Genomic DNA, 13,992 nt, shown 5'->3' with positions numbered 1-13,992 from the left:
TGCCGATTATCTCGGCACCTTTTTTCGTTGAAAACAGGAGTTTGATTGACCACGTATCTTATTTTATCAAACCATATTAACCTATACGGATCAATCATATGCTATGAGAAAACATTAGTACTTCATCCCAATCTTTCCAAATACCAAGAAAGTAGACATACTAGTTACACTGAAAACAGCCGGGTCGTGCACAATTAATATTCCTTTGTAGGCATTGATAAATTGATCATAACCCATGGTTGATATACCACCGGATACAGCCGTAGCTCCATTCCCTACCACGTCGGTAGCTAGTATTGAAATATTTGGAGTTGTTTTATACGGTAAAAAACTTGGTGCTACCGGTGATTGATAATCGTGTATATGTACTTTGTATACTGCGCCTGGTATTGTTCCATTTAATATGGCCGAAAAACTCGTTCGCCCGTCTTGTAGTTCTTCTATTTTTATTTGAGCCGATAAGCTTCTATCGTGTGTGCCGTTATACGCAGTACCGCTCCCCATGGCGCCGTTATTAAAAGTGTAATTGAAGGTTTCACTTCGCAAGGCTATTTCCTCATCTTCCACCTTATTACATCCTAATACTACTGCCATGCACAAAAGGAACAACCAATGGTAAAAGCGCATGTGCATGCTATGAGATTATAATTTCATGTACGTGGTAAACGAAGAATTGGATTTCTTTTCTACCTAAAAATATAAATGCCCAGGCTATGAAGGCCTTGGGCATTTATGACACGTGCATAGGTTATGCAGTTTAATATCTTATAACAACTGGCGTACCAACTTTTAAAACTTCGTATAATTCATTCACATCTTCTGTTTTCATGCTGATACATCCAAGTGTCCAATTAATCCGTTTTTCAACATACACATCTGTTATACCAGATGTTTTTTCTACACCATGAATACCAATGCCATTCCCGATAGTAGCGGCTTGCGAAATTTCTCCACGGGCTTGCCTGTTTTGAAATTTGCTGTACGAACTTTCATTCGGATAATCTAACAACAAAAATCTGTTCCAACGATTATCATACCGTTTAGATAAAATACGGAAAGTACCTTCCGGTGTTTTCCGGTCGCCTTCTATGCGCTTGTCGCCCATATCATCATTACCAAATACAACCTTGTAAATCTTAATCAACGTAACGTCTTCATATACATACATTCGATAATCGCTTTTATCGATCAACAGGAAAACCTTGTCGGCATCGATATTAGCGGGATTTAGTTTTACGCGGTATAAGTCTTCTTCGGAAATAAAGCTACATAATGGTAATAATAGAAGTAGCCAACAATAATGTAACCACTGCTTCATAGGAATTTCAATAGGATATTAACGTTAGGGTATAAGGTTTTATTGCATGCAAATATATCGTTTCTTCTAAAAAGAAACATCCCGCCTCTATCTTGCAGAAGCGGGATGTTTTTATATGTATTGAAAAAAATATTAGTACCCGAATAATTCTTCGAGTGATAATTTTTTCACGTCACCGTATTTTTTCAAGTCTTCTTCACTAACACGTTTATCAGATGCTAATACACAATAAGTGTATGGCTTACCGGCGATGTGTTTAGCGTGGAATGCTTTCACTTGTTCGAAGTTCATATTATCTATGGCATTATATACGTCTTTACGCAAGTCGTAATCCAATCCCAATTTTTTCGCATTCAAGTAGTTCGCGATAATACCATCTTGCGTTACTCTTTGCGTTTCAATATCTTGCTTCATGCTTGCTTTCGCAGTGATTAAAGCTTTGTCGGAACGAGGAATGTCTGTTAACAATTCATTCATACCAGCAATGGCTTCGTTCATTTTATCTGCTTGGCTACCTACGTATGCCATGGTGGTGTACGACAATTCTTTTTTGTTTGGAGAGCTGTAGTACGCGTAAGTTGAATAAGCCAATGCTTTCGATTCACGAATAGTTTGGAATACGATCGATCCCATACCACCGCCGAAGTATGCGTTGAACAATTCTACGATAGCTGTTTCTTTTGGATCATACTTCGTATCGTTATATACCCATCTAACTTCTGATTGTACCATGTTATAATCTGTGAACAATACATTTCCTTTTGTATTGTGTACTTGTTCGAATTTAGTAGCAGCAGGTGGCGTTGCAAAAGTAGCCGGCATTGGGTGCAAGCGTTTTACATCAGCCGTTAAAGTTGCTAATGGTTTCGGACCGTAGTAGATGATGGTTGGTTTGAAGTTCGGTAAGCTATGTAAAAGATCTACCAATGTTTGTGCTTTCAAGCTCTCTAAATCAGCTTTAGATAAGGTGTTATTGAAAGGATTTTTTGCACCGTACATACCGTAGTAAGTAAGTGCGTTCATGATTTGACCTTTGTTCAACTTAGCATCAGTACGAGATTTGTTGATCCTGCTTTTCAATGCTGCGAATGCATTCTCATCTACTTTACAGTTGCGGATTAAATCTTCGAATAATTTCACTGCTTGATCGAAGTTTTCGTTCAAGCCCGAAATAACGATCGATGATTCATCAGAACCTGCAGACACTTTAAAGCTACAAGCGATGTTGTAGAATTGTTTCGTGATTTCTTCAGCAGACATTTTATCTGTACCTAAGAAACTCAAATATGTAGCAGCTAATGGCAACAATTTATTGTTCCAAGAACCCATATCGAATTTGTAGTACAAACGGAACAAGCCATTTTCTTTATTCTGTACGTACAATACATCGGCTGCACCTACTTTACCTTTTTGAATATCCTTGTTGAAATCCAACCACTGTGGCTTCACAGGTGTTGCCGGCATTTCAAAAATAGATTTCAAGAAGGCTGATTGTGCATCACGGTTTACTTCTACAGGTGTAATGGGTGGTTTCTCTACTTTCTCTGTGCTCTTATCTTCACCTTTACGTTTGTAAACAATTACGTAGTTGTTATTCAAGTTTTTGTTAGCAAAGTCAACAATTTGTTGTTTCGAGATTTTGCTAAGGTCGTCGATATACGCTACATCTGCTGCCCAAGTTTTACCGGCACTTTTGATGTAGTTATCCATGATAGAAGTAGCACGGTTGTTATTGCTTTCCAATCCTTGGATTTCGGCGAGTTTGTAGTTGTTTACGATGGCTTTGATAAGGGTTTCGTCGAACTGACCTTTTTTCAAGATCTCTAACTGGCCCAATAACAAATCGCGGACATCTTCGAGGGTTTGACCTTCTTTTGCTTTACCAGCAAGGAACAATACAGTATAATCTTTCAAACCGTAATCGCCTGCGCTAGCGCTCAGCAACTTCTGTTGTTTGTTCAAGTTTAAGTCCATCAAACCGGCGCTACCATTGGTTAATACTTGTGCCAAAGCAGCGATGAGTAAGCGGGTTTTAGTATCTTCTGCACCCGGTAAACGGAAAGCGATATTTACACTTTCTGCGTCTGGACCAATCACTTCTTTTACGATAGGAGCTGTGATGGCTTTTTCTGGAGCAGCAGTATATTCAGTTACAGGTTTAGGTTGCATGTAGCTGAATTTCTCATCGATCTTTTTAATAACATAATCCGGGTCGAAGTCACCTGCCATTACGATCGACATATTATTAGGTACATAGTATGTATCGTAGAATTTGCGGATAGCTTTGAGGGAAGGATTTTTAAGGTGTTCGATCGTACCGATAGTAGTTTGTTGACCGTAGTTATGTGTAGGGAACAAAGCGGCGAAAAGGGTTTCGTACATTTTGTTGTTATCATTATCTAGGCCACGGTTTTTTTCTTCGTATACCGCTTCAAGTTCTGTATGGAAAATACGGAATTGTGGGTTGCGGAAGCGTTCTGCTTGTAAAGTTAGGAACTTATCTACCGCGTTAGAAGGAATATCTTCTTCGTACACTGTTTCTTCATTCGAGGTATGCGCATTTGTTCCTTGCGCACCCATTGCCGTCATCATTTTATCGTATTCGTTTGCGATTGCATACTTCGCAGCGATACCAGATACGCTATCGATTTGACGGTAGATAGCTTTTCTTTTAGCCACATCGGTAGTTTGGTTGTACACATCGTACAAGCCTTCGATTTGATCGAGGTAAGGTTTTTCCTTTGCCCAATCGAGTGAGCCGTATTTATCGGTGCCTTTGAATAAAAGGTGCTCTAGGTAGTGAGCTAAACCAGTGTGATCAGCAGGATCGCTAGTGCTACCGGCTCTTACGCCGATGAGGGTTTGAATTCGGGGCTCTTTCTTGTTGACACTTAAAATAACCGTCAGGCCATTTTTCAATGTGTAAAAGCGGGCCTGCATTGGGTCGTTGGTTACATACTTATACGTATAACCACCGGCATTTCCTTCCTTCCATTCGTATTTGCTTTGTGCGAAAGTCGCATTCCCGGCCACTACGAGGAGTAAGAATAGTTTGAGGACTCTCATACTTCTTGTTGGTTTTTTGAAAATAGAATTTTCCAAATATAACTTGAAGGCCTCAATTTTCAGGAAACGGAGAGGAAAAAATCGCTTGAATTAGGGATAAACGGCAAAAGCCCACGATGCGGGCATTTACAAAAAGAAAGCTGATTCGTATTAATTTCTTTGGCTCAAATCCTTCCCTGGTTCTGTAATAGAAGCCAATTTCTCTTCACGTTTTAATTGAAATACTTGTGAACGTGTTAAAGTATTCGGATTTTTTGCCGTTTGTACATACAGTACATGGTAATGTCCAGTATACCTAGCGGGGTCTAAGCGGCTTGCTTGGTAAACACTATCCGGTACCATTACCATTTCTTCTTCTGTTGATGGAGAAGGTAATGTTGTATTATTCGATTTATAAGGCGCCAACTTCGTCATTGGATCAGACGCTTGAATACCGATGATTTTGTCCTTGTTGGCATGCATCACAGCGATTAAACAGGATACGGCTAATAAAGCGAATAGTGATTTCATGGATATTGTTATTTGGTTTCGTTCTTATGGACAAGAAGGATGCCTAATTCATCAATTCTCCATAAAAAGCGACACAAAAATAAGGTATTATAATTTTACATAGGATTAGAAACCGTTAAACCTAAACCCTATCGAGAATGGATATTGCTCTAATCCGTAGTCGTGTAGCGGTGTTAGCGAGAAATTACCATATAATTTCACCGGTCCATATCCAATTTCACTCGTTAACGCTAAACGCCACTTATTTAAATTGAACTCATCGTTCTGTTTCACTTTCCCATATTCTTCGCTTACTTGCTTGGTACGAGCCTTTACCAAGTAACCGCCCATTACGCCGAAACTCGCTTCAAATGCGCGGGATGGCCTAGCTGGGTTCGAATTATAGTTCAACATTAACGGCACTGAAAGGTAGCCTGTGTACAATTTATTTTTACTGAAATCGATTGTATCGCGTACGATTTGTGTTGGATAACCTGGTTTGTAGCTGATGTTTCTTGCGTAGCGGTAATTATTCATCTCCAAACCCAATGCATAAATCAAGTTCAATTTATGCTTGCGCAGGTTCAATCGCTGCATCATCAACCACACATTCACATTTATCGATTTCCCTGTAATTAACTTGAATTCGCTTGGCGTCAGCGGTTCGCTGCCTGCTCTTGGTGCGAAAGTGTTCAAGCCTACCCCGGTATAATCGTATTTGTAGTACGTTTGATCGTTAGTTGTAGCAATACTTCCTTGTAAGCCATAATTATTATATGGGTAACGAGCAGCTACCATCGCGCTACCGTATTGGCTGCGATCGATGTAGTTATTGAAACCGATATCGAATACGAAAAAGCGTGTATGTAGATTTTTCTTGAGTTTATTTCTCATATACGCCGTATCGTTATACATCTTAAATGTATTCCTATTACGCGTATCCTTGTTTCTTACGATGATTAAACTCCGAATCTGTATAGTATCCGATGTTACTTGGGCTTCCGCCACGTACGATAACATCAAGCCTAACAACACGAGTAAAATTTTACACTTCATAAAATTTCGTCCTGTTTAATTTTATTACAGGGGTGCCCACCCTAGTTTCTTTTCTTTTTACCGAAGAAACGTGCTACGTTGGTTACTTTGTCCAACAGCTTCCCTTCGCCACTGGAACTGATCGACATGATCAATTCACCTGGTGGTGGCGGTGGCGGTGTGGCCATTGTTGCTGTTGTCGCTCCAAACCTACTTGCTTCGTTTTCCTGCCCTGTTTGACTGGAAGCGATGGCAATTTCAGGGTCGATTTTCGCCGTACTTGTTGCCGTTTCTTCTTTATGTAAGGCGATGGTATTATTCACCGCCGCTATGTTACTGTTCACTGTTGTTGGCGCTGATGAAGTGCTAACATTTACCGGTTCAATAAATGCTGCTTTCGCGGCCACTGTTTGTTCAGACGCTGCTGATGTTGTGTTGTCGACTTGCACATGTGCTGCATGGTTTGCCATGCTTGCTTGTTGTGTTGTAGTGTTCATGGCATCATTCGATGCAATGGCTATATCATTGCTTTGAGGGCTAACGGCGGGCGTATTACTTGGCTCCACGGTTTCCGCGTTCGTTGTATTTTGCTCGTTTGTAGCTGTAGTAGTTGTTGTTTGTGCCGGTGTAACACTTCTATCCTCCATCATCCCGGGCAATTGCCACACCATAATACCGGCTATTACTGCCGCAGCAGCATACCACGCCGTTCTACGCAACCAAATCGGCTGCACTTTTTGGCGGTGTTTATATAATACCGACTTATCTCCAAACCCAATACTAGTATCGGGTTGCAACTTTGTAGCCATGAAGGCCGCCATTTCACCTTGGTAAGCCGGGTTGTTTTGTAAAAATGCTGCTAACTCGGCTTCCCCTGCTTTCGACAACTCCCCATCCACCTTGCTTAGCATGTACGATTGGTAATTGTGTTGATGAACGCCTTGGGCACCACGGTAGAGCATTGCCTTATTGTCAAACACGATCTCCTCTTCCGGCAGCAACTTAACGGCTTCCAGCTGTGCCAGTTCTTGACGCAAGTCGGGGTACTTTTCCAAGAAAAGCTCCAACGCGGCTATTTCTTCGGGGTTCAATTCCCCGTCGATATAGCAGAGTAAGTACTGCTCGTAGTTTGATATGTTAATGTCTACTGACATGTTATATATTTTAATCCCTTATGGGAATATGATCGGCTTTAAAAATACAAATGATTAAATAACGTTATCCATTTTACCCAGGTATTCTTTCAAATGTGTTCTAGCACGGTGCAAGTATACCTTTACTTGGGAGGGAGACAAATGCATGATTTCCCCGATTTCTTCATAGCTATAGCCTTCGTAATCTTTCAGCATTACCAGGGAGCGTTGTACATCCGAAAGGCGGGTCATCGCCGATTCTAGTACTTGCTTGGCATTGTGCACGCGCTGATCCGATATTTTAGCATCATCTTTAAACTCGTCTACCAAGGAAATCCGCTTCACTTTACGTACATGATCAATCATGTTATGGTACGCAACAGTGAATAGGTATGACTTAGCCTTCTCAGAAGGCACATCATCACAATGTTTCCATAATATTTCAAATGCGTTCTGTACCACATCTCTCGCGTCTTCACTATGCTCTAAGTTTTTCACGATAAAGCGGAAGAGACTATCTGCATACAAATCCACACACTTGTTATACTCCTTTTCCGTCATCCGGGCAGCGGCTTTTAAAGTGCTAAAGTTCCGACATAATTTCTAATTCTCACCACACACTCCTATCTCACATTTTCTCATATATAAGAGATACTCATAGAGCGGCTAAGGTCCGCTGTGCCCGTTATATACCTTCTACATAGAACAAAATCCTCGTCCATTGCAACTTTTCCATAACATGGCGTGTATTCTTTTCTGATTTGCTCTCTTGAAGAGGTGCTAATCGACTGATGATGAGGCAGAACCACACCATTCCTAGCACAGAAAGTATCGCTAGGAACAGGATTAAGCGGGTAAAATTGCTCCCGCGCTGGTTCATTGCCTGCTTTTGCATGATAATAATATGACGTACAGCATGTGGGGAATGTTACACCCAAGTCAAAAGTTTTTTCGATTATAGGACCTTAAAATGTCCACATCGAATTCTGCTGTACTTTTAACTGCTTACTTTTGCACTGGTATATCTACAAGCATTAAAATTTATGCTCACATGAATAAGAAATTCACCGATCGTTTACAACAAGAAGTTGCCGAAATCCAAGAGGCCGGCTTATTTAAGAAAGAACGCATTATCACTTCCGAACAAGGCGCCGAAATCCAAGTGAACGGTAACACCGTTATCAATTTCTGTGCTAATAACTACTTAGGTCTTTCTTCCAGCCCAAAAGTAATCGACGCCGCTAAACACGCAATCGATACCCATGGTTATGGTATGAGTTCCGTTCGTTTCATTTGCGGTACCCAAGATATTCACCGCGAACTAGAACAAAAAATCTCTAAATTCCTCGGTACAGAAGATACAATTCTCTATGTAGCAGCTTTCGATGCTAACGGCGGCGTTTTCGAACCGTTGTTCAACGAACAAGATGCTATTATCTCCGATGCTTTAAACCACGCTTCTATTATCGACGGTGTTCGCCTCTGTAAAGCACAGCGCTACCGCTACGAACACAACAATATGGAAGATCTCGAAGCGAAGCTGAAAGAATCTCAACACCTCCGCAGCCGCATTATAGTTACCGATGGCTCATTCAGTATGGACGGTACTATCGCGCAACTCGATAAAATCTGCGATTTAGCCGATAAATACGACGCGATTGTGATGATCGACGAAAGCCATTCTACTGGCTTCTTGGGTAAAACCGGTCGTGGTACACACGAATACAGGAACGTAATGGGTCGTATCGACATTATTACGGGCACACTTGGTAAAGCCCTTGGTGGTGCTTCTGGTGGTTTCACATCTGGCCCGAAAGAGGTGATCGATATTTTACGTCAACGTAGCCGCCCATACTTATTCTCTAACTCCGTAGCGCCAAGCATCGTAGGTGCTTCTATCGCGGTATTGGATATGTTGAGCGAAACAACGGCTTTACGCGATAAATTGGAATACAACACGAAATATTTCCGTTCAAAAATGACGGAAGCCGGCTTCGACATCAAACCTGGCGATCACCCGATTGTACCGGTTATGTTATATGACGCTGTGTTGAGCCAACAGTTTGCAGATAAATTGTTACAAGAAGGTATTTACGTGATTGGGTTCTTCTTCCCAGTAGTACCGAAAGGTCAAGCGCGTATCCGTGTACAATTGAGCGCCGCCCATGAACAAGAACACTTAGATAAAGCGATCAACGCATTTATTAAAGTGGGTAAAGAGTTGGGTGTTATAAAAGGATAATTATCATCCGTTTTACGGATCGCATAACAAGCAGCCGTCCCTACTTGCTAGGGGCGGCTGTCTTTTTTTATACGAATGAAGCCGCCACGAGTAAGGGTTCACGTATAAAATCACGCCCAGGTGATTGTCAAACTTTTATCCAGGGCTACAAATGCATCGTTGATGCCTTATTTTTGCGGATCATCTTAAAAAAAATTGCCGATGAAACGATTTGGTTGGATATTCTTGTTAGCTGGGTTGGTAATGAGCGCTTGCTCGCCAAACAATGTGAAAAATGAGCCGAGTTGGGAAAAATACTTCGCCGAAGCGAAAGCTGAAGGTTGTTTTATGCTTTTCGACAATGCCCAGGGTTCTTTTAAAGTGTATAATATAGAACGCGCCAAAGAACGTTTCTTACCGGCCTCTACTTTTAAGATTTTCAACTCGTTGGTAGGCATGCAAACGGGTGCGATTACCGATACGGGCATGGTAATTAAATGGGATGGTGTTACCCATACGAACCCAGAATGGAACCAGGATTTATCGATGCGCCAAGCATTTAGAGTATCGGCAGTGCCTTATTTCCAAGAAGTAGCGCGCAGAATTGGCAAGGATACTATGCAGTTTTGGATTGATTCTGTAGGTTATGGCAATAAGAAAATCAGCAAAGTAGATTCTTTCTGGTTGGATAATTCGTTACAGATTTCGCCTGATGAGCAACTGGGTTTTATGAAGAAATTGTATTTCGACCAATTGCCCTTTCACAAAACATCTATGCAGTATGTGCGTGATGTGATGTTGATGGAAAGCAACCATAAATATAAACTGAGCTATAAAACCGGGTGGGGCATCGTAGGTAAACGTAATATTGGCTGGATGGTAGGCTGGATTGAAGAGAATAACCGCCCTACTTTCTTTGTATTGAACTTGGAATCGGAAGATCCTAACTTCGATATGATAAATATCCGCCAGAAAATTACCCGTGATATTTTGAAGCAAGAGGGGTATTTTGAAGGAAAGATGTAAGCTATTGCAGCATAAAATAATTGAGAAAGTCGGTCTTCTTGGATGAAGGCCGACTTTTTTTTGCACTTATTCGTTAAAAAACTCATAAATAAAGCGGTGCAACACTTGAATTCCGTCGTAAAAAAATTATTTTTGAAACTAACCATGTCTTGTTAAAAAGGCTGGCTCTGCGATTATATCATGCTACGATTTCAACATATAGAATACTTATGGGCATTGGTATTGCTCATTTTTATTGTAGGCGCATTTATTTCGGCATTATGGTGGAAACGCCGTTCTATCCGCAAAATGGGCGATCCTGTTACCGTTACGAGGATGTTTACCAACTATTCCCGCCGCTTTTTCAACATCAAATTTGTGTTGTTAGCCTTGGCCTTTGCCATTGGCGTAATTGGGTTGGCGAATATCCAGAAAGGTACCCGCAAAGAAAAAATTACTAGAAAAGGCGTTGATGTGGTGATTGCCCTCGACGTAAGTAAGAGTATGCTAGCCACCGACGTAGCACCCGATAGGTTAACCCGTGCCAAGCAATTGATTACAAAATTGATGGAAAAGCTAGATAACGACCGTGTAGGTTTCGTTGTTTTCGCTGGGAATGCCTATTTACAAATGCCACTAACTGTGGATTATTCTGCGGCACGCATGTACCTCGGTACGGTTACGCCCGATATGATACCTACACAGGGTACCGCTATCGGCGAAGCCATTAAAGTAAGTAACGACGCTTTCAATAAAAAAGAAAGGAAACATAAAGCACTCATTATCATTAGTGATGGTGAAGATCATGATGAAGGCGCAATGGCGCAAGCTAAAAATGCCTTAGATCAAGGTGTAATGATCAATACTGTAGGTATCGGTTCCGTAACAGGTTCGCCCCTACCCGATGAAAATGGTGGTAATAAGAAAGATGCGAAAGGTAACGTGGTGATTTCCAAGTTGAATGAAGAAGCACTCCAAAAAATCGCTAACACCGGTAAAGGCGTGTACTTGCATTTAGAAAACAACACCGACGAGATCGTGAATGCATTATCTAACCGCATCGACAGTATGGAGCAGAAAGAATTCGGCGACAGCATGTTCTCCGATTACAACAGCTACTTCCAGTACTTCATTGGTATTTGTTTATTATTGATCTTGATTGAATTTTTTGTACCCAACGTGAAGAACTTCAAACTGTTCCCACGTAAACAAACAACAACAGCATGACGACTACAACATTCAACCTGAAAAAGGGCTTATTAGTAGCCTGTTGGTTGTTGGGTGGCGCCGGCATCGCATCCGCTCAAACAACCAGTAAATTCATCCGCGAAGGAAATAAGCAATACAAACAACAACAGTTTGCCGATGCCGAAGCCAGCTATAAAAAAGCCTTGGATAAAGATGCCCGCAGCCCTACTGCGACTTTCAACCTAGGCAACAGTATGTACGAGCAAAAGCGCTTCGAAGATGCACGTAATCAATATACCAACGTAGCAAAGCTCAGCAATAATAAAGGCGTACAGGCGAATGCCAATTACAACATTGGTAATACCTTCATGAGTGACCAGAAATGGGAAGAAAGCATCAAAGCCTATAAAGACGCTTTGAAGAAGAACCCCAAAGACGAAGAAGCCCGCTACAACCTGGCTTACGCACAAGAGAAATTGAAGCAACAGCAACAACAACAGAACAAAGACAAGGATAAAGACAAAAAAGACCAGGATAAGGATCAAAACAAAGATCAAAAAGACAAAGACAAGGATAAGGACAAAGACAACAAGGACAATAAAGACAAGGACAACAAGGACAATAAAGACAAGGATAACAAAGACAAGAAAGATCAGAACAAGGATCAAAACAAAGACAAACAAGACAAAGATAAAGACCAACAAGATCAACAGAAACCAGAACCGCAGCCTAGCAAGCTAAACGAGAAAGAAGCCCAGCAATTGCTACAAGCTTTAGCCCAAGAGGAAAAGAAACTGCAGGACAAAATGAAAAAAGTGAAAGGTAGGCCGGTAGCTGTTGAAAAAGATTGGTAATCAACATATTCTTACTTTTTAAAAAGGACGCTTCACCTGGGGCGTCCTTTTTCATTTTAGGTCCAAAATCGCTGGGGGCTTTGATAATAAATAACTAATGAATAGCGGATAAACGAAATATAGAGCTAACATATTGATATACAATAGTGGAAATTGGCCTGGGATAGGCTTAAGATAGGCTTGGGATAGGGTCGAGATAGGCTTAGGATAGGGTAAGGATAGGCTTTTACTAGGGAGAAGATAGGGGCGCTATAGGAAAACACTGGTGAGAATGCGATGAACTACGACTAACTTACATGGATTTACATGGGATTTACATGGAAAGTACTTGGAGGTTACATAGGGTTTACTTTGTCTTGTACTAAAATAACTTGACACTTAGCTAGCGATATTACTAAATGAACTTGACAGGGTTTGTCAAATTACTGATTTTACTTGACAAACAGCTTGAATACCAGCATTATGCTTCGTAGCTGGTGTTTGTAAATCGCATCCAAAGTGCCGTCTATACTGGTTGTAGCGGTAAATGGCGCTATTTACCTGCTTTACGGCTGCTTGGAAAGAAGGAAATTGTTGGTTTAGTTCAAATTCCTGTTTCAAAATACCATTTACACGTTCGGCTAATGCATTTTCATATGGGCTCCCCGTCTGGGTCATGCTGATTTTAACACCGTTTTTTTGCAGCACGCTTACGTAATCGTTACAGCAATATTGCACACCGCGATCAGAATGATGAATGAGGGATTCGGCAGGTAAAGCCCTTGCCTTTAAGGCCCTTTTTAAGGCTGCAATACAGCCGTCAGCTTTTAAATTGGGGCTTAACTCGTAACCCACAATTTTCCTTGAATAAGCGTCTGTTATTAATGACAAGTGTATAAAACCATTTTTAGTAGACAAGTAAGTAATATCACTTACCCATAACTGTTCTGGTCGACTAGGTACCATTCCTTGGATTAAGCTAGGCCATTTACGGTAATGATGACTAGACTGCGTCGTATATACCCTCTTTTTGTGACGTTTTACCAATAACCCGTGATCGGCCAATAATGCGTGTAGACCATCCCTTCCTAGTTTTATGTTTTGAGACACAAAGGTGGGCTTTAGCTCCTTGTAAAGCTTAATAGTACCACTTTTTGGAACCATTTTCTTGACGGCTTGCACCAAGTCTAATACGACTGCTTTTTGCCAACTACTACTGCTATCACGTTGTTTAATATCATACCATGCTTGCCTTGTTTTACCAAACAAACCACAGATTTTTGACAAGGGGACTTCCCGCATTATCGCTTTCATTTGGGTGGCTGTTTGATGCCAAGCTTTTTTACGATATCAACGCCCAGCTCCTTTTCTGCATTTTTGATCAACATTTCTAAGGCTGTAATACGAAGTTGGGCATCCTTCAATTGCTCTTCCACTTCACTATTAGCGGTAGAAGCCTGAACACTAGATGATGTAGAAGCTTCATTCTTTCTAAACCATTCTACCATCGTTTGCACAACAGATGCACTTTTTAAACCATGCTTCCTAGCTAGTTCGGACATACTCAGTGAACCTGTGAGGTACTCACGGGCGATCATAATTTTGAAGGACTCCTCGTAAAGGAAGGCGCTACGACCATGTTTCTTTTTCATAATTATCTCAAATTTAGGCTAACTATATGTAAAGTCGTTTTAGGAACCGACA

14 protein-coding genes are annotated in these 13,992 nt (G+C 41.1%); 4 read left to right on the top strand and 10 right to left on the bottom strand.

Annotated features, from left to right (window positions below):
• Positions 1 to 114: 114 nt before the first annotated feature.
• The 8 genes from LX64_RS13345 to LX64_RS13310 all read right to left on the bottom strand — a co-directional run bounded on the left by LX64_RS13345 (position 115) and on the right by LX64_RS13310 (position 7,936).
• On the bottom strand, positions 115 to 594 hold the full coding sequence (locus LX64_RS13345; protein WP_111598178.1) for a hypothetical protein: 480 nt from the start codon (positions 592 to 594) through the stop codon (positions 115 to 117).
• A gap of 163 nt (positions 595 to 757) precedes the next feature.
• Entirely contained in the window at positions 758 to 1,318 is a 561-nt protein-coding gene (locus LX64_RS13340) for a L,D-transpeptidase family protein (protein ID WP_111598177.1), read from the bottom strand.
• Positions 1,319 to 1,450: 132 nt separating this feature from the next.
• Positions 1,451 to 4,384 carry a M16 family metallopeptidase gene (locus LX64_RS13335; RefSeq protein WP_111598176.1) on the bottom strand — a complete coding sequence of 978 codons (2,934 nt, stop codon included), beginning with the start codon at positions 4,382 to 4,384 and terminating at the stop codon, positions 1,451 to 1,453.
• A gap of 150 nt (positions 4,385 to 4,534) precedes the next feature.
• Complete coding sequence (locus LX64_RS13330) at positions 4,535 to 4,894, bottom strand: hypothetical protein (RefSeq protein WP_148707312.1); 360 nt, start codon at positions 4,892 to 4,894, stop codon at positions 4,535 to 4,537.
• A 105-nt stretch (positions 4,895 to 4,999) separates the two neighbouring features.
• Positions 5,000 to 5,929: an outer membrane beta-barrel protein gene (locus LX64_RS13325; protein WP_111598174.1), complete on the bottom strand. Its 930-nt coding sequence runs from the start codon at positions 5,927 to 5,929 to the stop codon at positions 5,000 to 5,002.
• A 41-nt stretch (positions 5,930 to 5,970) separates the two neighbouring features.
• Positions 5,971 to 7,062 carry an anti-sigma factor family protein gene (locus LX64_RS13320; protein ID WP_111598173.1) on the bottom strand — a complete coding sequence of 364 codons (1,092 nt, stop codon included), beginning with the start codon at positions 7,060 to 7,062 and terminating at the stop codon, positions 5,971 to 5,973.
• Between the two features lie 54 nt (positions 7,063 to 7,116).
• Positions 7,117 to 7,602: an RNA polymerase sigma factor gene (locus LX64_RS13315; RefSeq protein WP_111598172.1), complete on the bottom strand. Its 486-nt coding sequence runs from the start codon at positions 7,600 to 7,602 to the stop codon at positions 7,117 to 7,119.
• Between the two features lie 124 nt (positions 7,603 to 7,726).
• Positions 7,727 to 7,936 (bottom strand): hypothetical protein, encoded by a 210-nt coding sequence (locus LX64_RS13310; RefSeq protein ID WP_111598171.1) that lies wholly within the window; start codon positions 7,934 to 7,936, stop codon positions 7,727 to 7,729.
• Between the two features lie 156 nt (positions 7,937 to 8,092).
• On the opposite strand from LX64_RS13310, the gene kbl reads away from it, so the two are divergent.
• From kbl to LX64_RS13290, 4 genes are all read left to right on the top strand, one after another.
• Positions 8,093 to 9,283: a glycine C-acetyltransferase gene (gene kbl, locus LX64_RS13305; RefSeq protein ID WP_111598618.1), complete on the top strand. Its 1,191-nt coding sequence runs from the start codon at positions 8,093 to 8,095 to the stop codon at positions 9,281 to 9,283.
• A 201-nt stretch (positions 9,284 to 9,484) separates the two neighbouring features.
• The gene (gene blaOXA, locus LX64_RS13300; protein ID WP_111598170.1) at positions 9,485 to 10,288 is read left to right on the top strand and encodes a class D beta-lactamase; all 804 of its coding nucleotides are present in this window, start codon (positions 9,485 to 9,487) and stop codon (positions 10,286 to 10,288) included.
• Between the two features lie 180 nt (positions 10,289 to 10,468).
• On the top strand, positions 10,469 to 11,494 hold the full coding sequence (locus LX64_RS13295; protein ID WP_245952651.1) for a VWA domain-containing protein: 1,026 nt from the start codon (positions 10,469 to 10,471) through the stop codon (positions 11,492 to 11,494).
• Positions 11,491 to 12,309 (top strand): tetratricopeptide repeat protein, encoded by an 819-nt coding sequence (locus LX64_RS13290; protein ID WP_211324815.1) that lies wholly within the window; start codon positions 11,491 to 11,493, stop codon positions 12,307 to 12,309. Before LX64_RS13295 ends, LX64_RS13290 begins: the two co-directional genes overlap by 4 nt.
• A 417-nt stretch (positions 12,310 to 12,726) precedes the next feature.
• Here LX64_RS13290 and LX64_RS13285 read toward each other — a convergent pair whose 3' ends face one another.
• Positions 12,727 to 13,602 (bottom strand): IS3 family transposase, encoded by an 876-nt coding sequence (locus LX64_RS13285; protein ID WP_111598168.1) that lies wholly within the window; start codon positions 13,600 to 13,602, stop codon positions 12,727 to 12,729.
• Positions 13,599 to 13,940 (bottom strand): transposase, encoded by a 342-nt coding sequence (locus LX64_RS13280; RefSeq protein ID WP_111598167.1) that lies wholly within the window; start codon positions 13,938 to 13,940, stop codon positions 13,599 to 13,601. Before LX64_RS13280 ends, LX64_RS13285 begins: the two co-directional genes overlap by 4 nt.
• Positions 13,941 to 13,992 lie beyond the last annotated feature (52 nt).

It is taken from the genome of Chitinophaga skermanii (genome assembly GCF_003259335.1).
In the GTDB taxonomy this organism is placed as follows: Bacteria; Bacteroidota; Bacteroidia; order Chitinophagales; family Chitinophagaceae; genus Chitinophaga; species Chitinophaga skermanii.
This window is presented reverse-complemented; position numbering and strand designations above follow the sequence as displayed.